Genomic DNA, 24,360 nt, shown 5'->3' with positions numbered 1-24,360 from the left:
GGTCAATAAATGAAATTAGCCAAAAAAATCATTCTAATCGCCGTTACCTTGGCTGCTATTGTCGCAGCTGCGGTCTATTGGCAATACCGTCAAGTATTGGACTATGCCAAAACGCCTATCAACATCACACAAGAAAAAATCTTCACGGTGCCTGCGGGGACTGGACGTGTTGCGTTTGAAGGGCTACTTATTGAAGATAACCTTCTTGAAAAAGGGAATGAATTTCAATGGTTACTCAAACTACGACCTGAACTGGCTCAGCTAAAAGCGGGAACTTACCGTTTGCAGCCGGGGATGAATGTTGAACAGCTATTACAATTAATTGTGAGTGGAAAAGAAGCCCAGTTTTCGATCCGTTTTATCGAAGGTAATCGTTTAAGTGATTGGGGTAATATTTTACGAGACGCTCCTTACTTAGAGCCTAAAACTACCAACTTAACCCCGACTGAACTGCATTCCCTCATTGGCTTTAACGGGGAAGGCACTTTAGAAGGGTGGCTATATCCTGACACTTATTTATACACAGCAGGGACAACCGATGCTGAAATTTTGAAACGTGCCTATAAACGTATGCAAAATAGCCTTGATGAAGAGTGGAAAGGGCGTGATAGGGATTTACCCTATAAAAATGCCTATGAAATGCTTATTATGGCTTCGATTATTGAGAAAGAAACCGGTATCGATAGTGAAAGATCTCAAGTCGCTTCGGTGTTTGTTAATCGCCTAAAGAAAAATATGCGTCTGCAAACTGACCCAACAGTCATCTATGGTTTAGGTGAAAAGTATCGTGGTAAAATTTATCGTAGTGATTTAGATAATTACACACCGTACAATACCTATAAGATTGATGGTTTGCCACCAACACCGATTGCAATGCCAAGCCTTGCATCACTGAAGGCAGCAGCGCATCCGGCTAAGACGGATTACATATTCTTTGTCGCAGATGGTAAAGGTGGGCATACTTTTAGTCGTAATTTAAACGACCACAATCGTGCCGTTAAAGTTTACCGCCAATTTGAACAGCAAAACTGATAAAAATGAAAAACCAATTTATTGTTATTGAAGGACTTGAAGGCGCTGGTAAAACGACCGCAATCAATACAGTTGTGGAAACGTTGAACCAAGCAGGGATCACGGATATTGTTTTCACCCGTGAACCGGGAGGCACGCCATTAGCAGAGAAATTACGCGAGCTGATAAAACAAGGTATTGCGGATGATAAAGTTACTGATAAGGCGGAGTTGCTAATGCTATATGCTGCCCGTGTACAACTGGTCGATACAGTGATCCAACCTGCATTAGCAGCAGGTAAATGGGTGGTGGGTGATCGCCATGATTTATCTTCGCAAGCTTATCAGGGCGGCGGACGTGAGATTGACCGCGACTTAATGAAATCATTACGTGACTTGGTGCTAGGTGAATTCAAACCTTCATTAACGTTATACCTTGATTTACCACCTGAATTAGGTTTGCAGCGTGCAAGGTCACGAGGTGAATTAGATAGAATTGAAAAAGAATCGTTAGCCTTTTTTGAAAGAACACGCAGCCGTTATCTTGAACTTGCTGCTGGCGACAAAACGATACTCACTATTGATGCAAGCCAAAACATTGAGCAAGTACAGCAAGATATTCGGCAAACGCTGACAGAATGGCTCGCGCGTGCCTGATAAACCACATAAGGTATTAATCCCATGAATTGGTATCCTTGGTTAAATGAACCTTACCGACAAATCATTACTGCGTACCAAAGCGGTCGAGGCCACCACGCGTTACTGCTTCATTCTATACCGGGAAATGGGGCGCAAGCGCTGTGTTATGGCGTGAGTCGTTGGCTTATTTGCCAAGAAAGAGACGGCTTAAAAAGCTGTGGGCAATGCCATAGTTGCCGTTTGATGCTCGCAGGTCATCATCCTGATTATCATATTATTGAAGTAGAAAAAGGAAAATCTACTGTTAGTGTTGATGCAGTTAGGAAATTAATTGAAACCTTAAGTCGCCATGCTCAGCAAGGTGGCAACAAAGTGGTGTATATCCCACAGGTTGAAGCATTGACAGATGCAGCAGCGAATGCCTTATTAAAAACATTGGAAGAGCCCGCAAAGGATACTTACTTTTTATTAGGAAGCGATAAACAAGAGAATTTGCTAGCGACCATTCGCAGCCGCTGTTTAAGTCATTTCTTGCCAGCACCCGACTCACAAATTGCGCTCTATTGGCTTCAAAAGCAAAAACCGGGTATTGCGACTGAAAATGCGATAACGGCATTAAAAATATGCCAAGGTGCGCCAATTTCTGCGCTAGCCTTACTGGATGAACAACGTTGGCAAAAACGTAATGCGCTATGCCATAGTTTAAGTCACGCATTGCAAACGGGTGATATGCTGAGTTTGCTGCCTAGTTTGAATATCGATGAACTGCCTGATGCCTTAAATTGGTTACTCAGTTTATTTGCGGATGCGATTAAAATTCAACAAGGGGCTGGGGCTTTTTGCATCAACCAAGATAAGCAAGCTCAAGTCCTGCAATTAGCTGGTGCTATGAATCGCACTCAGTTAATAAATATGTATGATAAGTGGTTATATTGCCGTCATCAATTAATGACAGTTCCTGCACTGAATCAGGAACTGATCCTGATAAATCAATTATTACAATGGGAAGCTTCATTGCCTGTCCCTACATTTTAAAAAGAGTTAAATATGTTTGTTGTTGATTCACACTGTCATCTCGACTGTTTAGATTATGAAAAATTGCACACAAATGTCGATGATGTTATCGCAAAGGCCTCTGCTCGTGATGTTCACTTTATGTTAGCCGTTGCAACGACGTTGCATGGTTTTGAAAGCATGAAGAAAATGATTGGCATGCGAGACAATATCGCTTTTTCATGTGGTATCCATCCTCTTAATTTAGATGAAGGGTATGATTTCGCTCGATTAGCACAATTAGCCGCAGGAAACGAGGTCGTTGCGTTAGGGGAAACCGGGCTGGATTACTATTACCAACAAGAAAATGCCGCGTTGCAGCAAGAGTCTTTTCGTCAGCACATTCGCATTGGTCGCGAAGTTAATAAGCCAGTCATTGTGCATACTCGTGCGGCACGAGAAGATACCTTATCGATTTTGCGCGAAGAAAACGTGATGGATTGTGGCGGGGTATTACACTGCTTTACTGAAGATAAAGATACGGCAGTGGAACTACTCGATTTAGGCATGTATATCTCATTTTCAGGGATCGTCACATTTCGTAACGCAGAACAAATTAGAGAAGCCGCTCGTGTTGTCCCTTTAGATCGCATTTTAGTTGAAACCGACTCACCTTATTTGGCTCCTGTTCCTCACCGTGGTAGGGAAAACCAACCTGCGTATGTTCGGGATGTCATTGAATATATGGCAGTACTGAAGGGAGTGAGTGTTGAACAGCTCGCTGAAATTACGACGCAAAACTTCAATCGTTTGTTTCATTTAAATGTTGGTACAGATAACGTATAAATGAGTTTACAAGAACGATTAAATGACTAAGGAAATTGAAATGGCAGAAGAAACGATTTTCAGTAAAATTATCCGTCGCGAGATCCCCGCAGATGTGGTTTATCAAGATGAACTTGTCACGGCATTTCGTGACATTTCGCCACAAACACCATCACACATTCTTATCATTCCTAATAAATTAATTCCGACTGTCAATGATGTCACTGCGGATGACGAGCTTGCGTTAGGCCGTTTGTTTACTGTTGCGGCTAAAATTGCCAAAGAAGAAGGGATTGCAGAGGATGGTTACCGTTTAATAATGAACTGTAATGAACACTCGGGGCAAGAAGTCTTTCATATCCACATGCATCTAGTGGGTGGTCGTCCATTAGGGCCATTATTGGCTAAGTAATGAGTAATAAGGGATAAGGGATCGACAATGAACCGTATTGCATTACTTGCTTTGGTAACAATGTTGCTAAGTGGTTGCATCTTTAAAAAGACACAAGGGCTGGTTTTTAATGAGCAACAACGCATCATTATGGAGCCAGCAGTACTCGCACAAGGGGTCATTGTCGAAAACCCAGTTATAGGTAGTGAAAACCATCAAACCATTGCCACGATTAATATGAGTAATACTCAATCTGAAGTGGTGACTATTGCTTATCGTTTATATTGGTATGATAAGCAAGGGTTAAAAGTGGAAACTTCAAATACCTTGTATCAGCCGATTGCAGCGAATTCCGTTGCGAAAGTTCGTGCTGTGACTTCCTCTCCACGTGCAACAAATGTACGTGTTCATGTATTTTTATCGCCAAAGGCCGGAGAGTAATAATGAAACGCATCTTAATGGTTGCTGCCGCTACATTAATTTTGGCTGGGTGCCCTTCATATCCACCTCAACAACCTGGCACTCAGCCACCGATTGTCCCCGTAGAGCCGGAAAAGCAACCTGAAGTAACGCCACCACCCATTGATGTTGTTCCAACTCCACCAAAACAGCAAACAACAGATTGGTCAGCGTCTATTACGCCTTTAGTTAACCAAATGGTGACTGAGGATGGCGTTGAAAGTGGCAAAGTCCTGTTAGTTGATTCAGTGAAAAATAATACGAACGGTTCATTACCTGTGCAAGCGGTGACATCAGCCATGACAACCGCAGTTGAGAATACAAATCGCTTTAAAGTTGTTCCTGCCAGTGTGGTGAGTTCTGCGCGTAAAACTCTCGGTTTATCTCAAGAAGACAGCTTGGTAACCCGTAGCAAAGCAATTGGATTAGGTCGCTATGTCCAAGCGGATTATGTCATTTACAGTGTGATGTCAGGTTCAAACAAAGAAAGAAGCCTTGAAATGCAATTGATGGAAGTGCAAACAGGTGAAATTATTTGGACTGGAAAGCACAATATTGAGTAACTCGCAGTTACTTTTTCAACTGTTAGTGACGTGCTTTCCTACAATCTCGGTACGAGATTGGGAAATGACCCCGCTAGCAGGGCTGTCAGGTGGAAGTTATTTGCTGCAATGTTCTTTGCCTGGCAGCCAAGTAAAGCTTATCGCACGTGCTGATGGAAATGCACAAACCGCGTTGTATGTTAGCCGAAAGAAAGAAGCGCGGATATTACAGCAATTACGTGCTTTTTCCTTTACACCGAAAGTGATTGGTCGAAATTCACAATGGTTATTATTAGGGTGGTGTGAAGGGCAACACCCTGACAATCATGTTTTTTTGCAGTCTAGCTTTCAGTGCGAACTTGCAAATATAGTCACACAATTACATCGTGCGCCACTGTTGGGGTATCACTTACAACTGCACGATGAAATATCGCATTATGGCTATTTAATTGATAAAAAACGTTTTTCACCTCGTTGGAAAAAATTACATCATCATTTCACCTCTGCTGATTTTCCTAAAACGCTAAAACTTGCCCCTGCCCATATGGATATTCATGCTAAAAATATTGTTTGCACACCAACAGGGCGATTACTGCTATTGGATTGGGAATATGCGGCAAATACAGATATCGCGTTCTCTTTAGAAACCTATTTTCAATTTAATGGTCTGAGTGATATTCAGCGAGATTTTTTCTTGACGCAATATTGTGGCATTCATGGTGCTTATCGAGACAAACAGCAATTGGCCGAAAGCTGTCAATTGTGGGCACCTTGGGTAAAATATATGACATTAATGTGGTATGAAGTGCAGTGGCATGAAAGCCAGTCATCTGACTTTTTGTTACACTCACAGTCATTACGAAAATATTTTGGTTTATTAGGTTGATGGCCAAGGGCTATCAGAAAACAGTATCGGATTAAGTTAATTAGTTTAATAAGTGAGGCATGTTATGGGTCCTATAATGCTAGATGTTCAGGGTTATGAATTGGACAATGAAGAGCGCGAAATATTAGCTCACCCATCCGTGGGAGGGTTAATATTATTTACCCGTAACTTTCATGACGCAGCACAATTACGAGAACTTGTTCGCCAAATTCGTGATGCATCAAGACACCGGTTACTGATAGCGGTTGACCAAGAAGGTGGTCGAGTACAACGTTTTCGTGATGGTTTCACCGCATTGCCTTCTGCTCAGGCATTTGCTGCAATCAATAGTGAAATGGATGGGGCTAAGCTTGCTGAAGAGGCTGGCTGGTTAATGGCATCAGAGATGATAGCCATGGATATTGATATTAGCTTTGCACCTGTTTTGGATCTTGGTCATCAAAGTATTGCGATAGGTGAACGCTCATTCCATGAAGACCCAGAGATTGCGATGGTTATGGCGGAGCGTTTCATTAAAGGTATGCGCAGTGCGGGTATGAAAACGACAGGGAAACACTTTCCTGGTCATGGTGCAGTGAAAGCCGACTCGCATAAAGAAACGCCACGGGATGATCGCACGTTGGAGAAGATCCGTGGTAAAGATATGTTAATTTTTAAAGACTTTATCCAACGAGAGTTACTCGATGCGGTTATGCCTGCCCATGTTATTTATACCCAAGCGGATGATCGTCCCGCGAGCGGTTCACCATTTTGGTTAAAATCGGTATTGCGTGAGCAGCTTGGTTTCCAGGGGGTCATCTTTTCTGATGATTTGTCTATGGAAGGCGCGGCAGTGATGGGGAGTTACCCTGAGAGAGCACAGGCCTCACTGAATGCGGGCTGTGACATGATTTTAGTCTGTAATAACCGTGAAGGTGCCGTCAGTGTTTTAGATAACTTACCGAAGCAATATGATAGCCAAGCCTCTAAACTATATCATAGTGGTCGACAATACAGTTTGACAGAACTACAAGCCGTTGAGCGTTGGAAAGAAAGTCATCGGCAACTGGTTGATTTACATGAGCGTTGGCAAGAACACCGCTAATGATTTCGATTACATTTAGTATATCTAAAAGCCAGTATTTTATTTACTGGCTTTTTTGCATAAATACGCATAGCAAAGGGACACTATTTTGCATAAAGAAGATGGTGATATCATTGCTCATATTAAAAGTTACCCGTAACGTTATCAATAATTGCACAGTTAATCACAATAATATATCTAATCGTATTAGATAAAAATCAATCAATATTTATTTTGCTCTCTAAAATAATTAGAGAGTATTTTATTGATTTAATCATTTTAAGGTTCAGTGTTTGAAATAAAAAAGTGAAATTGTTGATAGTTTGACTTATTGGTATTTATATTTTTAGTTTATATGAAATGATTAACTAATAATTTGCATTACAGCTTACTTTTTATGCGATTAAAAGTGTTCAATATGACTTTGAGCCATTTAATAATGAAATAGGTTACTTTCAAAAGTTAAAGAAAATTTAAATAAATGAAAAACAAGATAAGTAAAACAACGTTTGATAGCTAAATAATACTTATCATTTATCCGAGATTTACTTGATCGCAATTGGCCTGTAGGGAAATGTACTTTCTCTTGTGATGTGCTATATAGAATAATTGTGGATTGAATATATATCTACAAACAGTATGTATTCATGTGAAAATTTTTATTAGGTTATATTTTATTCATTACTCTTTATATCTATAAAGAAAGCAGTTTACAGATATCCATTTAAATTTATGTTTTAACTGGTTATAAATGAATTGATTCTGAAACCCTATCCAAAATAAAGGTTTATACCTTAAATTCTCCTAAAATGAAGTGTGACTGCGATCACTGTTGGTAGGTAGTTTAATGCAACTGATGTAACGCGTTGTGACAGCGATCGTTTTAATTGACATAAAATTACGATAGCATTCATATTATGAAAGATTTATGACAATTTAGAGCGATAAGTAATCAGTTAAAAAAAACAGCAATTTAATGGTTGCACTTTAAGTTAAATATTCAAATTTATTTGAGATGATTATTTCTCAGGGGAACACTTTGTCATAAAAAATAGAGTGAAAATTTTTTCTTAATGAATTAATGCGGTGTCGGTAAATACAGTACCGTAATGTGAGGCTTAAGCCAAACAAACACCAAATATGAGTATTTATCGCTATTGATTCAATAATGTACTTTGGAATTCCTATAAGGAATATTTCTATTCATAGTAATAAGTAAACACAAATACAGGGAAATACTGTATTGAATTTTATATTTAAAATGACTTATGTGTTTGAAATGGATGTGTCCGTTTGTCTTTAAGTGAAATTGTTTTATTAAGCTAAAAATAAAAAATGGTGTTTTGTTGTTCATGGAAACATGGCACAGCATAAAATTAATTCAAATAATCATTAACTAGGTTTATTCCAATGAAAGTTAAAAATATTGCGTTATTAATGCTTTCTCCTTGCTATTTAGCGGTAGCAATGGCAAATGCCAGCAACTGGGAAGATTCTATCAAGGAAAACTCATTCATTGCGGATTCGGAGCTAGAGCTGTCAACCCGTAACATGTGGAAATACTTAAAAACAGAAAACCGTTTTGATAAAAACGAAAACCGTTATAGAAAACAAGTCGCAAATGCTTGGGGTCAAAACTTCCAAGCAGATTTCAAATCAGGTTATTTCGCGGATGTCATTGGTTTTGATGCCTCTTATTACGGCGGTATCAAACTGGGGGCAAGTAAAGACTTCGCCTCCCGTGCAATTTTATATAACGATGATGGCCATGCGAAAGGGTATAACAAAATTGGTCAACGTTATGCAAAAGTAAAACTGGACCTTGAACCAGTAAAATTTAATGCGAAAGCAGGTTGGTTTACGCTGAAAAATACGGGTATTTTCACGAATTCACAGCGTTTATCATTGAACAGCTATAGCGGTTACTACACTAATACTGCGATCAGTGACTGGAGTTTGGATTTATTATATCTCGATAAGAAAGTCATGCGTCGTGATAGTCCAAACATTGATGCTATGTATTTTACTGATGCAAATGGCGTTCGACACAATGTCAATCATGTCATCACCGGTGGAATTAACTACAATACTAAGCCATTGAAAGTGCATTATTTCTATGGGCAAGCGGATGACTTATTCCGTCAACAAGGCTTAGAAGCAAAATATAAGCTGACTTCAGATGTGACACTTGGTACACAAATCTATAACCATGAATACGGTAGTGATGGTAAACGTACTGAAACCGATAAACAAAAAGGGAAGCGTAATTTTGACAAACGTGCGTGGCACTATGCAGGAACGGCAGAATGGCGTATTCCTGAGTCGCCTTGGACGTTAAGCACAGGTTTAACTTATACCCAAGCGAAAAAAGCAAATGGTGTCGGCCAGTTTGCGCGTAACCCAATTGGTAATACCCGTGGTCGCTTTAACTCCCCAGCTTATGCAGATATCGACTACGTACGTGATGGAGAAACCATGGTCGCTATGGCCGCAGAGTATCGTATTAGTAAAGAGCTTTCTGTTGGCGCACGCACTAACTATTCAGAATTTAAATATGAAGGTGAAAGATTAAAACAAGGTCAATTTGGTCTATTTAGTTATTGGAAACCAACTGAAAATCTTTCTGTTTCGTTAAGTGGTGGTCTGGGCTGGCACCATCGTCAGGAAAACGATTACACGACGCCAAAATTATATGATGGCCACTCACGTCGCGCACACTCGTTATCTGGTTCAATGACAACAACTTATCGTTTCAAAATGTAGTCGATAGTTGAAAAGGATTAAAAAAGGTAAGATAAATGAAACATAAAATTGGATTACTCACACTGCTCATTTCCGGTGCACTTTTGGCGGGTTGTGCTTCCAAAAATACGGATACAGTAAAAGTACAAGTCATTGGTATAAATGATTTTCATGGGGCTTTACAAGCACCGGGCGATGGTAAACTAGGTGGCATTGAGTCAATTGCGACGCTAGTTAATCAATTAAGAGCGCAAAACGATAAAACCATCGTTGTGGGCGCAGGTGACTTAGTCGGAGCAAGTCCGCTATTGTCATCAATGTTCTACGATGAACCCACTATTGAAGCGCTAAGTGCGATTGGTATGGAAACCAGTGCAGTGGGTAACCATGAGTTCGACAAAGGTAAAGAAGAGCTGCTGAGAAAGCAAAATGGTGGCTGTCACCCAACGGCTGGTTGTGTGGGTAAAGATTCCTTTGCAGGGGCTGACTTTAACTACTTAGCTGCCAACGTTATTGTTAAAGAAACAGGTGAAACACTGTTCCCATCTTACTTTATTAAAGAGTTTGATGGTGTTCCAATGGCATTTATTGGTTTAACGTTAGAAGGTACGCCGGCTATCGTAACTCCAAGTGGAACCGCAGGTTTAGAATTCAAAAATGAAGTTGAAACTATTAATAACCAAGTGAAATTATTAAAATCACAAGGTATTAACAGTATCGGTGTTCTGATCCATGAAGGCGCAACACAACAAGTTGATACCAAAGTTAAAGATATTAACCGTTGTGATAATATCAAAGGCCCAATTGTCGATATCGTCAAACAATTAGATGCGAATGTAGACTTTGTTATTAGCGGTCATACACACCAAGCTTATAATTGCGAAATCAATGGGATGACAGTCATTTCTGCCCAATCTAATGGGACTTTATTGTCTCAATTAAACATTGAGATTGATAAAAACACGAAAGATATCGTTAGCATCAATGCAAAAAATATCCCTGTTGAAACGAGTCGCTATGAGAAGAACCCTGAGTTAACCACGTTCGTACAAAAATACGAAAAAATTGCGTTACCTATTTCGCAACAAGTGATGGGGTCTTTAACGGCCAATGTGGATAAAAAATTACTCCCTGCGGGTGATTCAACTTTAGGTAAGATTATTGCTGATGGTCAATTATATGCGGCCTCTAGCAAAGAAGCGGGCGGTGCTCAAATTGCATTTATGAACAGTGGCGGTATTCGTGCTGACATGAAAGCAGGTGAATTGACGTATGGTGATATTTTCACTGTCCAACCATTCTCTAACGTGGTTGTCACACAGTCGCTAACAGGTGCGCAAATTAAGCAAGCGCTTGAACAGCAATGGGATCGTGCTCGTCCACAGGTCATGCCTGTTTCTAAAGGTTTTTATTACGAGTGGGATGACAGCCGCCCAGTGGGTGACAAAGTCATTCAAAAATCAATGAAATTAAATGGTAAGCCGCTAGACATGAACAAAAGCTATCGTGTTGCTGCGAATGAATTCTTAGCAACAGGTGGTAGCCGTTTCTCTGCTTTCAATCAAGGTAAAGACCGTGTTTATAGCCTGCCAGATAACGAAGCGTTAATGCAATACTTTAAAGATAACTCACCAGTTTCAGTTCCAACTGATGTGCGTATCAAGAAAATTAAATAATAAAATTTAATGTTTCATAAAAAACTCTGAGGGTGTTTATCATCCTTAGAGTTTTTTTTTGCGCTCTATTTAGGTTCATATTGAAAGTGATTGGGGGGGGTAATTGATTGTGCGTCACAAATTAAAGAATGATAGAATAATAATTCTCATTATCATTACACTGTTTGCGGATTTAAACAATTGATTGATATAAATGCTAAAAAGCTGACTCGATTCGTTCTGGAGAAAAAATGATTTGACGAATGTGATCGTAGTCATAATAATCAACTAAATTGATATGAATCAATATTTGGTATTACCAATAGACCACTCATGATATTCTAATTGGAATGAAAGGAGCTGTGGCTAATTATTGTTATATAAGGTTTTTCTAAATGAGAAACCTTAAATAACATTAATATATTTTGTTTCGAGGGATTTATGACCTTATCTCAACCCAAAATCATTGTTGTAGGCGGTGGTGCTGGTGGATTAGAACTGGCAACACGTTTAGGCCGTAAGCTAGGCCGTAAGAAACGCGCACAAATTACCTTGGTTGATCGCAACCCTAGTCATTTATGGAAACCGTTGTTACATGAAGTTGCGACAGGCTCGTTAGATGATGGCGTCGATGCGATAAGCTATTTGGCCCATGCCCGCCATAATGCGTTTAATTTCCAATTAGGCTCGCTTACCAATATTGACCGTGAAAATAAAAAAGTGGTTCTCGGTGAACTTTATGATAAGCATGGCGAATTATTAGTCCCTTTGCGTGAATTAGAGTACGATATTTTAGTGATGGCATTAGGCAGTACTTCGAATGATTTCGGTACTCCTGGAGTTAAAGAACACTGTATTTTCTTAGATAACCCACACCAAGCGCACCGTTTTCACGATGAAATGCTAAATCTGTTTTTACGTTATTCAGTCCGTGATAACGCAGAAGAGAGCGTTAATATTGCTATTGTTGGTGGCGGTGCAACGGGAGTTGAGTTATCAGCAGAACTCTATAACGCAGTTGAGCAACTGACCAGTTATGGTTTCAAAGGGTTAGATACTGATGCATTGAATGTCACATTAGTCGAAGCAGGGGAACGTATTCTGCCGGCTTTACCCCCTCGAATTTCAAGTGCAGCTCATCAAGAACTTAATAAGTTAGGTGTGAATGTATTGACGAAAACCATGGTAACCAGCGCTGATGCAGATGGTTTGAATACGAAAGAGGATGGTAAAATTCATGCGGATCTCATGGTTTGGGCTGCTGGGATCAAAGCACCTGATTTCATGAAAGATATCGCTGGGTTAGAAACAAATCGTATCAACCAATTGGTGGTAAAACCAACGTTACAAACATCTCGTGATGATATGATTTTTGCCATTGGCGATTGTGCGTCTTGCGCTAAGCCAGAAGGGGGCTTCGTACCGCCAAGGGCTCAGTCAGCCCATCAAATGGCTAGTCTATGTTATGACAATATTGTCGCGTTAATGAAAGATAAACCTTTAAAAGAATATGTTTATAAAGACCATGGCTCATTAGTTTCACTCTCGCGCTTCAGTACTGTTGGTAGCTTGATGGGCAACTTAATGCGTGGGGATATGATGGTAGAAGGGCGCATTGCGCGTTTTGTGTACATTTCTTTATACCGTATGCACCAAATCGCATTGCACGGTTATATTAAAACTGGGCTAATGATGCTTGTTGGCAGTATTAACAGAATTATTCGACCGAAGTTGAAATTGCACTAATCTGCTAATAACCACTTGTTTAATCTGGTTTTATTATCGACATGCACCTGTATATTCGTATAACAGGTGCATTATTTTTTATATTTATAATGATAAATACTCTTTTAATAAAATATATTAACTTAATCTGTCAAGATTTATCTGTATTAAATATTGCTTAGAAAAACTATTTAGATCAAAAGTAATATATTAAATATCGATTATATTGTCATTATCACTTATGCATATATTATATCCAAATGAAACATAAACCGAGTAATTAATATTGAATGAGTGATTAGAATATTGAATACCTTAAGTGTAAATAATTAAGGTATAAATTTGTTTATATAACGAAAAGTTAAAAATGAATTAGTTTTATTTGTATCTACTTGATTATTAATGATTGAATGGACTTAATTAAATGGATGTAAGAAAGTACACTAATAGTAAAGTTTCTACTTTCTAAAACAGTTATAATAAACCGTTTTTTGATGATGACTTAAGATAATTCTAAAAAACAATACGATTAGTACGTAATTATCGAATTATTCTGAGTAGTGGTTACAATAGATACAGCATATTTTAATAAGGGTTAACACGATGAAGCTAAAATTTAAGTTGTTATTAGCAACTGTAGTGGCACTCCTTATTGTCTTGCTCGTGACTTTATTCAACCGAGGCCCCGAAACTAAATTGGCTACGGTTTTGTCTGTTGAACCAATTCAATCCAATCGCCTTGTTGAGTATGAAAATTGTACAGTAACAGGGGTTTTAGGCTCTTTTAACCAACAGTCTCTTTCTCGTTTTCATCCTGCGCAAAGCGAATGCAAAATGATTTTCATGATTGAAGCGCTACAAGGGAAAGGCTTTCCATCTCTGTTTGATATGCAAAATCAAACTTGTGTTAAGACACAAAAAATGGAATTAGTTGTTGTTGGATATGATGTCGTGTACCAAATTGGTAAAACCATTGGGAAAGTTAGAACATCCTATGAACCATCAATGTTTATTCCTTTAGATGATAAAGGGCGCTTAGTGCTAACATCATCTAATTCAGTATGTGAAACCATTCGCAGTGATATAAAAGGATTATTACCATTTTATTGTCTACAGCAAAATGAATTACCAGTCACAAGAAACGCATCAGTCGTCTTAGAATTGCAACCGAACAAAAATACATTTGGCTTTATGGAATAACCTTTTTATATAAATATTAAAATGATAAAGGCGACATGAGTGTCGCCTTTATCATTTTACAGTGTTAAATCTAGATGATTTGATGTTCTTCAAACCCAGTGAGTAATTGCTTAATAAACTCTAATCGATAGACTCTTTCGGTTAAATCATGGAAAAATTTTAGTCGAACAGGGCCATCTAACCGATAAGTTTGTGGCTGGTTTTGTAATAAGCTTATTAAGAAACTTGGGTCGACTTTATTTTTATCACTAAACTCAATAAACCCACCGTTTTCATGGGCTTCAATCCGTTTAATACCAAGGGCTTGAGCTTGTAATCGAATAGCTGCATTCGTTAATAAGAATTTACCTGCATCAGGTAAGCTACCAAAACGATCGATTAGCTCTGTACGTAAGTCGTCGAGTTCTTGGCTGTCTTTTGCACTAGCTATTCGCTTATAGAAAGATAAGCGAATATTCACATCGTGAATATAGTCGTCAGGCAACAGAACAGGCATACGTAACTCAACCTCTGTTTGTTGGCTAGTTAAATCTTCTAGTGAAGGCTCACGACCTTCTTTTAGCGCATCAACAGCACTTTCTAAAAGCTCCATATAGAGGGTAAAACCAATTGTGGTCATTTGCCCACTTTGATCTTCACCGAGTAATTCGCCAGCGCCACGAATTTCTAAATCATGAGTTGCCAAAGCAAACCCAGCACCTAAATCTTCCAGTGAAGAAATGGCTTCAAGGCGTTTATGTGCATCGGTGGTCATGGCTTTTGGATGCGGGGTGAGCAAGTATGCATAGGCTTGATGGTGAGAACGACCCACTCGGCCACGTAGTTGATGGAGTTGCGCTAACCCGAAATGGTCAGCACGTTCAATAATAATGGTATTAGCCGTCGGTATATCAATACCCGTTTCAATAATTGTTGTGCATATCAATACATTAAAACGTTGATGATGGAAATCTGTCATTACGCGTTCTAATTCACGCTCACGCATTTGACCATGGCCAACAACAAAACGCGCTTCAGGGACTAACTCTTCAAGGCGTGCTTTTGCTTTTTCAATATTTTCAACATCATTGTAAAGGTAATAAACTTGGCCGCCACGCAAGGTTTCACGTAAAATTGCTTCACGGACAACTAAGTCATCATATTGGCGTACAAAGGTTTTTACGGCCAAGCGGCGCGCGGGTGGTGTGGCGATGATAGATAAATCACGCATACCACTCATGGCCATATTGAGCGTACGAGGGATAGGTGTGGCAGTGAGTGTTAAGATATCAACGTCTGCACGCATGGCTTTGATCCGTTCTTTATGACGGACACCAAAGCGGTGCTCTTCATCGACGACAAGTAAGCCTAAATCTTTCCATACCAAGTCACTTTGTAGCAACTTGTGGGTACCAATCAGAATATCCACTTTGCCTTCAGCGGTCTGGGTAATAATTTGTTGTTGCTCTTTCGCTGTTTTAAAGCGTGACAACATTTCGATGCGAACAGGCCAGTTAGCAAACCTATCTTTAAAGTTATCATAGTGCTGCTGTGCAAGTAGTGTCGTGGGGACTAACACGGCAACTTGCTTGTTATTATTAATCGCAAGGAATGCGGCTCGCATTGCCACTTCGGTTTTACCAAAGCCCACATCGCCACAAACGAGACGATCCATCGCTAATGGCTGGCACATGTCACTGAGAACAGCATTGATGGCGGCTTCTTGATCAGGCGTTGTTTCGAATGGAAAACCTTGACAAAACTCTTGGTATTGTTGTTTATCATGCTTAAATGCAAAGCCAGCCTTAGCGGCTCGTTGTGCATAGATATCAAGAAGTTCGGCCGCAACATCACGTACTTTTTCTGCGGCTTTCTGACGTGCGCGTCCCCAGCTATCACTGCCTAATTTATGCAATGGGGCATTTTCATCCGCACCACCGGCATAACGACTAATTAAATGGAGTGAAGAAACAGGAACATACAGTTTATCATTACCCGCATAGGTTAAAATTAAATATTCAGCTTTAATTCCGCCCGCTTCTAAGGTAATGAGCCCTTGGTAACGACCCACACCATGCTCAATATGCACAACAGGTTGCCCAGTGCGTAACTCAGCTAAATTACGAATGAGGGTATCGGTATTAATGGCGCGGCGATTGTCTGACCGACGGCGAACAACACGCTCCCCAAGTAAATCGCTTTCACAAATTAGTGCTTTATGGATATCAGACTGAATAAAGCCATGTTCAGCGGCCCCAATGGTGATGGCAAACCGGTTGTCCGCAGGGCTAGTATAGCTTTGAATAATTTCAGGGCGAATTTTTAAACGAGCTAATAGTTCGGTAACGGTTTCACGTCGGCCTTCGCTTTCGACAGAAAAGACGATAGTTCCATCGAACTGTTCAGTAAACTGCCGCAATTTTTCGAGTGGCGTTTTGCTTTGCCCTTGTGTGCTGATATCAGGCAATGGCAGATAATCTAAATTGGTATTTGCCGCTTTTTTGGGCAGAGACTCGGGAGATAACTGAATACGTGGCCAGTTTTTTAACGATTGATTAAGTTGTTCAACGGTTAGCCAGAGTTCAGATGGCGGGAGCAATGGGCGCATTGGGTCGACACCGCGGCTTTCATACCGCTGCTGGGTGTCAACCTGAAAGCGTTCAGCGGCCTCTTGTAAGCTTTGCGAAACAATTAAGCTTGATGGCGGTAAATACTCAAATAAAGAGGGCAGAGGCTGTGCAAAGAATAAAGGCTGCCAATACTCTATCCCCGTTGGTAAGGTGTTTTTACTGACTTGTTGGTAAATATGTTCTGGGTCACGGCGAACTTCAAAACGCTCGCGCCATTGGCTGCGGAAACGTTCAATCGCGTCTTTATCGGTCGGGAACTCATGCGCTGGGAGTAAATTAATTTGCTCGACTTCCTCGAGGGTTCTTTGCGAGTCAACGTCAAAAGTTCGCAAGCTATCAATTTCATCATCAAAGAAATCAATACGAAACGGTAATGAACTTCCCATTGGAAATAAATCGAGCAGCGCTCCGCGTGTTGCATATTCGCCATGTTCTAAAACTTGTTCTACATGACGGTAACCCGCGTTATCGAGCTCATTGCGTAAGTTATCACGGGAAAGTTTATCACCTTTTGCCATCACCAAGGCATGACTGGTTAAAAAGTCAGCAGGGCAGACTTTTTGCATCAGTGTATTGACGGGAAGAATTAACGCGCCTTTTTGTAAACTGGACAAGCGGTACAAGGTCGATAAACGATGAGAAATAATTTCCTGGTGGGGGGAGAAATTGTCATATGGCAATGTTTCCCAATCAGAAAGTGTCTCTATAGGGTGTTGTGTAAACTGTTGAATTTCATCTTTTAAACGTAATGCATTTTGCATGTCACGTGTCACGATGATAACAGGCCCTTGATGACGTTGTATTATTTCTCCACATTCAAGTGCACCAGCCGCCCCGATAAGGCAACCTAAATGGCGAACATCGCCACTACGACTAGGGAGTTCATAACGAAATTTTGACAACATAGAAATCTTCGGTATCTCACAGCGATTAGTAAGCAGTTAAACAAGAGTTAGCACAAACATAGCCAAATTTTGTACGAAAAATAGTTAAGTTAATCAATGAATAGTTAAACTACAAAATTCGGAACAAAACAATCAGTTTTAACCCGTAATTCGTCTGAAAGTCAGACAAAAAGGCATCCAAAGCAGAAAAAAAACCATCGAGTGGTTCCATTCATCAATCGTACCCTTTATTATCGCTGAACACTTCGCTTTGGCAACAGGGGCATCATAGATTTCATGCACCAATCTGTCTCATTATTTATAGGCCTACGTTATTTACGTGGGCGCGCTGCAGATAAATTTGGGCGTTTCGTTTCCAGTTTATCTGCTATTGGCATCACACTGGGGGTGACGGCATTGATAACCGTCACTTCAGTGATGAATGGGTTCGAGCGATCTTTACAAGATAGCATACTTGCTTATATGCCGCAGGCAATTTTAACCTCTGCCTCTGGAAACATAGACCCAGCAAAATATCCAATAACCGATCTACAGCATTTAAACGGTGTTAGCCATGTCGCACCTATTGTGCAATCTGATGTGGTACTACAAAGCCGAACTAATGTTGGCGTTGGTGTCATGGGGGGGATTGAACCCGAAGAACCTTCGCTGTTATTGGATAAACTGGTTGTTGGGCAACGTAGTGACCTTAAAGAAGGCAGTTATAATGTTTTTCTGGGAAACAAACTGGCTGAAACGCTTGGCGTAAAACGTGGTGATGAAGTTCGCTTAATTATTCCTGGGGTGAGTCAGTTAACACCGATGGGGCGTATTCCAAGTCAGCGCTTATTCACCGTTGCAGGCATTTTCCAAACGAATGGGGAAGCGGATACGAGCGAATTGGTCGTCGCACAGCAAGATGCTGCACGTATGCTACGTTATCCAACAGGGCACATTACTGGGTGGCGTTTGTATTTGGATGAACCTTTAAAGGTTGACGTTCTGAGTCAGCAAACGTTACCAGACGGCTTAGTGTGGAAAGACTGGCGAGAACGTAAAGGGGAGTTTTTCCAAGCCGTTCGCATGGAAAAAAATATGATGGGCTTATTGCTCAGCTTAATTATCGCAGTGGCGGCATTTAACATTATTACCTCGCTATCATTGTTAGTGATGGAAAAGCAAGGTGAAGTGGCTATTTTAAAAACTCTTGGTCTCAAACGTTGGCGTATTTTAATGATATTTATGATCCAAGGTGCAGGGGCGGGGGTGATTGGCTCACTCATCGGCACAATATTAGGCACAATACTGTCTAGTCAACTGAATATCATTATGCCGCTGATTGGTTTATTACCCAAAGGTGTCTCTTTACCTATTGTGCTTGATTACTCTGGTATTTTAATTATTGCACTGAGTGCAATGCTGATTTCTCTGCTGGCAACGCTTTATCCTTCTTGGCGTGCAGCAGCGGTTCAACCTGCTGAGGCTTTACGTTATGAATAAACAACCACTTCTGGTCTGTGAAAATTTAAGTAAAACATATCAAGAAGGGACATTGTCGACGCAAGTGTTGAAAAATGTCAGTTTCTCCATGGGGCTTGGGGAAATGATGGCCATTGTGGGAAGTTCTGGTTCAGGTAAAAGTACCTTATTACATTTACTGGGTGGCCTAGATACCCCATCAGAAGGGAATGTCATTTTTCGTGGGCAGCATATTAATCAATTATCCTCAGATGAACGTGCGGCTATTCGTAATAAAGATTTAGGTTTTATTTACCAATTTCATCATCTTTTACCGGATTTTACCGCCCTAGAGAATGTGGCGATGCCTTTATTAATTGGCAAGGTTGCGAAAGAAACAGCATTTTTGAAAGCGACCGAAATGCTAGAAGCCGTCGGGCTAGCACATCGGGCAGGGCATCGTCCTTCTGAATTATCAGGGGGAGAGCGTCAGCGTGTTGCTATTGCAAGGGCGTTAGTGAATGAGCCAGCATTGGTTTTAGCCGATGAGCCGACAGGTAATCTGGATTTACGTAATGCAGACGCCATTTTTGAATTGCTGGGGGAATTAAACCGAACACAGCGGACCGCATTTTTAGTGGTCACTCATGATATGACACTGGCTCGCCGGTTATCTCGCCAATTGGAAATGCGTGATGGGCATTTGCAGCAGGAAATTACCTTGGGGGCTCGGTAATGTCTAAATTGCCTCTTTCACTACTCACGGCGCTACGTTTCAGCCGTGGCCGACGTCGAACTGGGATGGTCTCGTTAGTCTCGATAGTTTCAACGTTGGGTATTGTTCTCGGGGTTGCGGTGCTCATTATCGGTTTGAGCGCGATGAACGGCTTTGAGCGTGAATTAAATAACCGTGTATTATCTGTCGTTCCCCATGGGCAAATATATGCAGTTAAACCTCCTTATAAAGATTTGGAATTTGCTGAGCAAGTTATTCGGAAAACACCGGGTGTAGAAGGCGTTAGCCCTTACATCAATTTTACTGGGTTGCTTGAGCGTGGCGCAAATTTAAAAGCAATCCAAGTGATGGGAGTTTCACGAGAGACTCAGCCACAAGTCAGCGCATTACCACAGTTTATTCTCAATGACGCTTGGCAGCATTTTGAAGCGGGTAAACAATCGATTATTTTAGGCCAAGGTGTGGCTGATGCATTGAATGTGAAGGTTGGGGATTGGGTGACAATCATGATCCCAAATACGGATGCTAGCTTAAAAATTCAGCAACCTAAGCGTATTCGTGTGCAGGTGACAGGGGTTTTTAAACTTAGTGGCCTGCTAGATCACCAATTGGCTCTTGTTCCACTCGCCGATGCACAGAAATACCTCGACTATGGGGATGGTGTGACAGGGTTTGAAATCAAAGCCACAGACCCATTTATTGCCGATCAAGTCGTTTATGATGCAGGTTTGAAAACTATGCATCATGTTGTTGTAAAAAGTTGGATTGGTGATTATGGCTACATGTACAATGATATTCAAATGGTTAGAAGTATCATGTACTTAGCTATGATCTTAGTCATCGGTGTTGCCTGTTTTAATATTGTTTCTACGCTTGTTATGGCCGTTAAAGATAAAAGTAGTGATATCGCTGTATTGCGAACCTTAGGGGCAAAAGATAGGCAAATCCGCGCTATTTTCTTATGGTATGGTTTGTTGGGTGGCCTTGTTGGTTCTTTGATTGGCGCAGTACTTGGGGTCGCCATATCATTAAATTTAACGTCAATGATCAAGGTCATAGAGGCTATTGTTGGCCATCCAATTTTATCCGGCGATGTCTATTTTATTGATTTTTTACCTTCTGAATTGCATGTTATGGATGTGGTTTATGTTTTAATTACAACCATTATATTAAGCCTGCTAGCCAGCTGGTATCCGGCTCGCCGAGCGAGTAAGTTAGACCCAGCACGGATCCTGAGTGGCCAATAGTTATTAGGGGTAAAGAGCTAATTATTTTTAGGGGATGGCGCTAAAAATTTATTGGCTCTTTATTTGATGACTGTGCAGTTAAAAACATGTGTCTATAGCTGCGAGTTTCGACCATTTCTTCTGTAAATCCATACTTTTTGGCCGTCGCCATCAACCTTTTATATAAACTATCAAGTAAATCTTGCTCATCAGTCATGATGGCAAACTCAGCAAACCAACCGATCCCACTAAGATGGTCAATTGTAATGTGTATGTCATTCAGAAAATAAATACTTCTTACCTTTGTCGTGGTTAAGTAGCAATGGTATCCCAGTGTCGTCAACATATTTTGTACATGGCGGCAGTCATCAATATTAATGGCTTTGCATTCAGAAACCCCTGGGCCTTTAACTATCCATAATTTTATGCCTGATGGCACCATTTCACGTACACACATGCTGACGTTATTGTCGGCCAGTGGTAAATGCGGGTTTTCATAGAAATAATCTGTTTCTGTATTATTTTCCGTAAAGGGTTCAGCTAAGTCGGCTCTTATTTTATACAAAAAAGTGTCAGGGTCTGGTAATTGAAATTTAATCTCAGCTTCATATTTGCCGACAAAATGTTGGCTCATGTTGAGTATCCTTGCTACTGGTATTCAGGACAGTGATGGTAACACAACGCGGAAAATGAAGAGGGGAATAAAGATAAGATTAGCCAACAGATAAGTGCCTATCTGTCGAGATTAGGCACTTTGAAAATAAATTTTACTGTTTATTTTTTTGTCATTTTATCTAGATAACCCATAACGAATGCAGACAATACAAAGGTTAAATGGATAATGACATACCACATTAGTTTGTCATTTGAGACACCTTTTAAGTCCATGAAGATTTTTAACAAGTGAATTGAGGAAATTGCAACAATGGAAGCCGCGACTTTATTTTTTAATGATGAAGCGTCCATTTTTCCAAGCCAGCCGAGTTTTTCGCTGCTGTCAGGAATATCCATTTGGGAAACAAAGTTCTCATAACCTGAAAACATCACCATAACCAATAACCCACCGACTAATGCCATATCAATCAATGATAATAGCGTCAAAATTAAGTCCGCTTCAGGAATTGAAAAGATATTTGGCAAAATATGGTACAGCTCTTGAAAGAACTTAATGGTTAAAGCCAATAGTGTCAGTGAAAGCCCAAAATAGATAGGCGCTAAAATCCAACGTGAAGCATACATCGCTCTTTCAAAAAACTTTTCCATGAAATCCCTTGTAGTGGTGAGTTAATAACACAGTAAAATCTGCGAGGCGTATTTTAACTGCACTCAGAGTGAACGAGAAAGGTTTTTTTATTGTTTTCCCATTGTGTCGGTTTTATGGCGTATTTATGAAGATATAATGTTATTTTCATGAACAAAAAGTGACAAAATCGATACCTTCGATATTTTTATTTGCATTCAGCATGATGATGCGTTTTAGTATGTTAACATTTAGATAATGTCATCAGTTATGGTAAGGAAATGGTTAATATGCCAATAAAATACACACTTGAGCTTGATTGTTTTAAATAATTTCAAACAATCAAGGTTTATAAATTCATGTCGTAATGACATGATAGAAAACAATTAATATTTAATACGGTATAAATTTATTGGTTATATGGATGAAAGGAAGCTTTGATGTTGCGATTTCGTTATAGGTTAAAAAAAGCTCGTAAGAATAAATGTATACGCCGCCAGCGACTTCGTAACCGGTCTTTTTATATAGATAATAGATTGGATAACATGAAAAATGTCAATATCGTCGTTTTGACGGGGGCTGGAATTTCAGCTGAATCTGGGATCCAAACATTCCGTTCTGCGGATGGGTTATGGGAGGAACATCGCGTTGAAGATGTCGCTACTCCTGAAGGTTTCGAGCGTGATCCTGAATTAGTACAACGTTTTTATAATGAGCGGCGTCGGCAGTTACAGCAAGAAAATATTAAGCCTAATGCTGCTCACTATGCACTTGCACAGCTTGAAGAACTTTTTGGTGACCGCTTTTTGTTAATTACGCAAAATATAGATAATTTGCATGAAAGAGCAGGAAGTCAGCGGGTTATCCATATGCATGGAGAGCTATTAAAAGTTCGCTGTAATTGGTCAAATCAAGTATTGGAGTGGAAAGGGGATTTATCCACGGATGATCGTTGTCATTGTTGTCAATTTCCTCAACCGCTAAGACCTCACATTGTTTGGTTTGGTGAAATGCCAATTGGCATGGATTATATTTATCAATCCATTGAATCGGCGACTATTTTTATTTCTATTGGGACGTCTGGCCATGTTTACCCTGCTGCAGGTTTTGTCCATGAGGCAAAATTACATGGGGCCCATACGGTAGAACTTAATTTAGAGCCTAGCCAAGTGGAAAGTGAGTTCGATGAAAAACACTATGGTTTAGCTAGCAAAGTCGTTGTTGAATATATTAATAAGCTTATTACTGAGTTACAGACAACGAATACCACGCAATAAGCTTTCAATATATGGCAATATAAGGGAAAACGCATTGTTTTCTCTTATAGATTAGACATTCGTATCCATCATAGCGGGCATTGTAATCTCTTTGACGCAAGTTGCATTGCTGGTATTGGCGATAAAGCGTACGGCATTGACAACATCTTGTAATGGGATTAATTGCCCATCACTTCTTTCAATGACGTCATCGACAGAAACAGTTAATGGGAACTCAGTTGCTAGATAACCTAAGTTTATGACTGATATTGCTATTTTATCTTCTCGCAGAGTTTCTCTTAATGACTGAGCTATTCCTCTGAGGGCATATTTGGTGGCAGAAAAGGTGACTTCCTTGCCATTATGATTATCTAAACCCCATGTGGAACCAATCAATATAATCTTACTGTTTTTTGCTAGGCGCAAATTAGGTAAAAGCGCTTTTAAGTTTAATAAACAGGCGCTTATATTGGTTTGAACCATATTGAGTAACTCTATGTCATCAGTCGATTCAAATTGGTACTCCTCATTAAACGCCAGTTTTTCCCATATGCCAACGTTATAAATTAAAGTATGAATAGGTTGATTTTGAATAACATGCTTAATGGTATTTGCACTATTAATGTCATTTAAATCAGCAGGGATCCACGTAAAATTAGTTTGTTCAAAAGGGGGTTTTGAGCGGGAAACACCATAAATATGGTCTACTTTTTCAGGAAATCCTTCGACTAATGCCTTGCCTAAGCCTTTGCTGACACCATAAATTAAACATGTTTTTGACATGAACATTCCTATTAACGAGTAAAATTTCGTTTTGTTTA

At 40.0% G+C, this 24,360-nt stretch carries 21 protein-coding genes; 17 read left to right on the top strand and 4 right to left on the bottom strand.

The annotated features are described in order from the left end of the window. Positions 1-9 precede the first annotated feature (9 nt). From mltG to umoD, 13 genes are all read left to right on the top strand, one after another. Positions 10-1,032, top strand: a complete 1,023-nt coding sequence (mltG, locus tag CYG50_RS10850; RefSeq protein ID WP_102137725.1) for an endolytic transglycosylase MltG — start codon at positions 10-12, stop codon at positions 1,030-1,032. Positions 1,033-1,037: 5 nt separating this feature from the next. After that, on the top strand, positions 1,038-1,667 hold the full coding sequence (gene tmk / locus CYG50_RS10845; RefSeq protein ID WP_102137726.1) for a dTMP kinase: 630 nt from the start codon (positions 1,038-1,040) through the stop codon (positions 1,665-1,667). A 24-nt stretch (positions 1,668-1,691) separates the two neighbouring features. Continuing rightward, entirely contained in the window at positions 1,692-2,684 is a 993-nt protein-coding gene (gene holB, locus CYG50_RS10840; RefSeq protein ID WP_102137727.1) for a DNA polymerase III subunit delta', read from the top strand. Between the two features lie 12 nt (positions 2,685-2,696). Further along, positions 2,697-3,488, top strand: coding sequence for a metal-dependent hydrolase (locus CYG50_RS10835; protein ID WP_102137728.1), 792 nt, complete (start codon positions 2,697-2,699; stop codon positions 3,486-3,488). A 40-nt stretch (positions 3,489-3,528) separates the two neighbouring features. Then, complete coding sequence (gene hinT, locus CYG50_RS10830; RefSeq protein WP_102137729.1) at positions 3,529-3,879, top strand: purine nucleoside phosphoramidase; 351 nt, start codon at positions 3,529-3,531, stop codon at positions 3,877-3,879. Positions 3,880-3,906: 27 nt separating this feature from the next. After that, positions 3,907-4,299, top strand: coding sequence for a YcfL family putative periplasmic lipoprotein (locus CYG50_RS10825; RefSeq protein ID WP_102137730.1), 393 nt, complete (start codon positions 3,907-3,909; stop codon positions 4,297-4,299). A 2-nt stretch (positions 4,300-4,301) separates the two neighbouring features. After that, the gene (lpoB, locus tag CYG50_RS10820) at positions 4,302-4,880 is read left to right on the top strand and encodes a penicillin-binding protein activator LpoB (RefSeq protein WP_102137731.1); all 579 of its coding nucleotides are present in this window, start codon (positions 4,302-4,304) and stop codon (positions 4,878-4,880) included. Positions 4,881-4,944: 64 nt separating this feature from the next. After that, the gene (locus tag CYG50_RS10815) at positions 4,945-5,745 is read left to right on the top strand and encodes a phosphotransferase (RefSeq protein WP_114365399.1); all 801 of its coding nucleotides are present in this window, start codon (positions 4,945-4,947) and stop codon (positions 5,743-5,745) included. Positions 5,746-5,809: 64 nt separating this feature from the next. Beyond that, the gene (gene nagZ / locus CYG50_RS10810; RefSeq protein ID WP_102137733.1) at positions 5,810-6,829 is read left to right on the top strand and encodes a beta-N-acetylhexosaminidase; all 1,020 of its coding nucleotides are present in this window, start codon (positions 5,810-5,812) and stop codon (positions 6,827-6,829) included. Between the two features lie 1,389 nt (positions 6,830-8,218). Beyond that, on the top strand, positions 8,219-9,571 hold the full coding sequence (locus CYG50_RS10805; protein ID WP_102137734.1) for an OprD family outer membrane porin: 1,353 nt from the start codon (positions 8,219-8,221) through the stop codon (positions 9,569-9,571). A gap of 35 nt (positions 9,572-9,606) precedes the next feature. Beyond that, the gene (locus tag CYG50_RS10800) at positions 9,607-11,226 is read left to right on the top strand and encodes a bifunctional metallophosphatase/5'-nucleotidase (RefSeq protein WP_102137735.1); all 1,620 of its coding nucleotides are present in this window, start codon (positions 9,607-9,609) and stop codon (positions 11,224-11,226) included. Positions 11,227-11,646: 420 nt separating this feature from the next. Next, entirely contained in the window at positions 11,647-12,951 is a 1,305-nt protein-coding gene (locus CYG50_RS10795) for an NAD(P)/FAD-dependent oxidoreductase (protein ID WP_004253300.1), read from the top strand. A 582-nt stretch (positions 12,952-13,533) separates the two neighbouring features. Then, positions 13,534-14,130 (top strand): UmoD family flagellar biogenesis regulator, encoded by a 597-nt coding sequence (gene umoD / locus CYG50_RS10790; RefSeq protein WP_102137736.1) that lies wholly within the window; start codon positions 13,534-13,536, stop codon positions 14,128-14,130. A gap of 70 nt (positions 14,131-14,200) precedes the next feature. Here umoD and mfd read toward each other — a convergent pair whose 3' ends face one another. Further along, positions 14,201-17,644, bottom strand: coding sequence for a transcription-repair coupling factor (gene mfd, locus CYG50_RS10785; protein WP_102137737.1), 3,444 nt, complete (start codon positions 17,642-17,644; stop codon positions 14,201-14,203). Positions 17,645-17,920: 276 nt separating this feature from the next. Here mfd and lolC point away from each other — a divergent pair, with 276 nt between their 5' ends. From lolC to lolE, 3 genes are read left to right on the top strand one after another with little or no spacing between them, the layout of a single operon-like run. Further along, positions 17,921-19,123: a lipoprotein-releasing ABC transporter permease subunit LolC gene (lolC, locus tag CYG50_RS10780; RefSeq protein ID WP_102137738.1), complete on the top strand. Its 1,203-nt coding sequence runs from the start codon at positions 17,921-17,923 to the stop codon at positions 19,121-19,123. Continuing rightward, a complete protein-coding gene (gene lolD, locus CYG50_RS10775; protein WP_102137739.1) occupies positions 19,116-19,817 on the top strand; it encodes a lipoprotein-releasing ABC transporter ATP-binding protein LolD in 702 nt (233 codons plus the stop codon). Before lolC ends, lolD begins: the two co-directional genes overlap by 8 nt. Further along, the gene (gene lolE, locus CYG50_RS10770) at positions 19,817-21,064 is read left to right on the top strand and encodes a lipoprotein-releasing ABC transporter permease subunit LolE (protein WP_102137740.1); all 1,248 of its coding nucleotides are present in this window, start codon (positions 19,817-19,819) and stop codon (positions 21,062-21,064) included. The genes lolD and lolE overlap by 1 nt, the downstream gene beginning before the upstream one ends. Positions 21,065-21,104: 40 nt before the next feature. Here lolE and CYG50_RS10765 read toward each other — a convergent pair whose 3' ends face one another. Both CYG50_RS10765 and CYG50_RS10760 read right to left on the bottom strand, forming a co-directional pair. Further along, positions 21,105-21,677 carry a class IV adenylate cyclase gene (locus CYG50_RS10765; RefSeq protein ID WP_102137741.1) on the bottom strand — a complete coding sequence of 191 codons (573 nt, stop codon included), beginning with the start codon at positions 21,675-21,677 and terminating at the stop codon, positions 21,105-21,107. Between the two features lie 140 nt (positions 21,678-21,817). Beyond that, the gene (locus CYG50_RS10760; protein ID WP_102137742.1) at positions 21,818-22,306 is read right to left on the bottom strand and encodes a TIGR00645 family protein; all 489 of its coding nucleotides are present in this window, start codon (positions 22,304-22,306) and stop codon (positions 21,818-21,820) included. A gap of 420 nt (positions 22,307-22,726) precedes the next feature. On the opposite strand from CYG50_RS10760, the gene cobB reads away from it, so the two are divergent. Then, complete coding sequence (cobB, locus tag CYG50_RS10755) at positions 22,727-23,560, top strand: Sir2 family NAD+-dependent deacetylase (protein ID WP_102137806.1); 834 nt, start codon at positions 22,727-22,729, stop codon at positions 23,558-23,560. A 51-nt stretch (positions 23,561-23,611) separates the two neighbouring features. Here cobB and CYG50_RS10750 read toward each other — a convergent pair whose 3' ends face one another. Further along, positions 23,612-24,322, bottom strand: a complete 711-nt coding sequence (locus CYG50_RS10750; protein ID WP_102137743.1) for an SDR family oxidoreductase — start codon at positions 24,320-24,322, stop codon at positions 23,612-23,614. Positions 24,323-24,360 lie beyond the last annotated feature (38 nt).

The sequence above is a fragment of the Providencia huaxiensis genome, from assembly GCF_002843235.3.
GTDB classification, from domain to species: domain Bacteria; phylum Pseudomonadota; class Gammaproteobacteria; order Enterobacterales; family Enterobacteriaceae; genus Providencia; species Providencia huaxiensis.
This window is presented reverse-complemented; position numbering and strand designations above follow the sequence as displayed.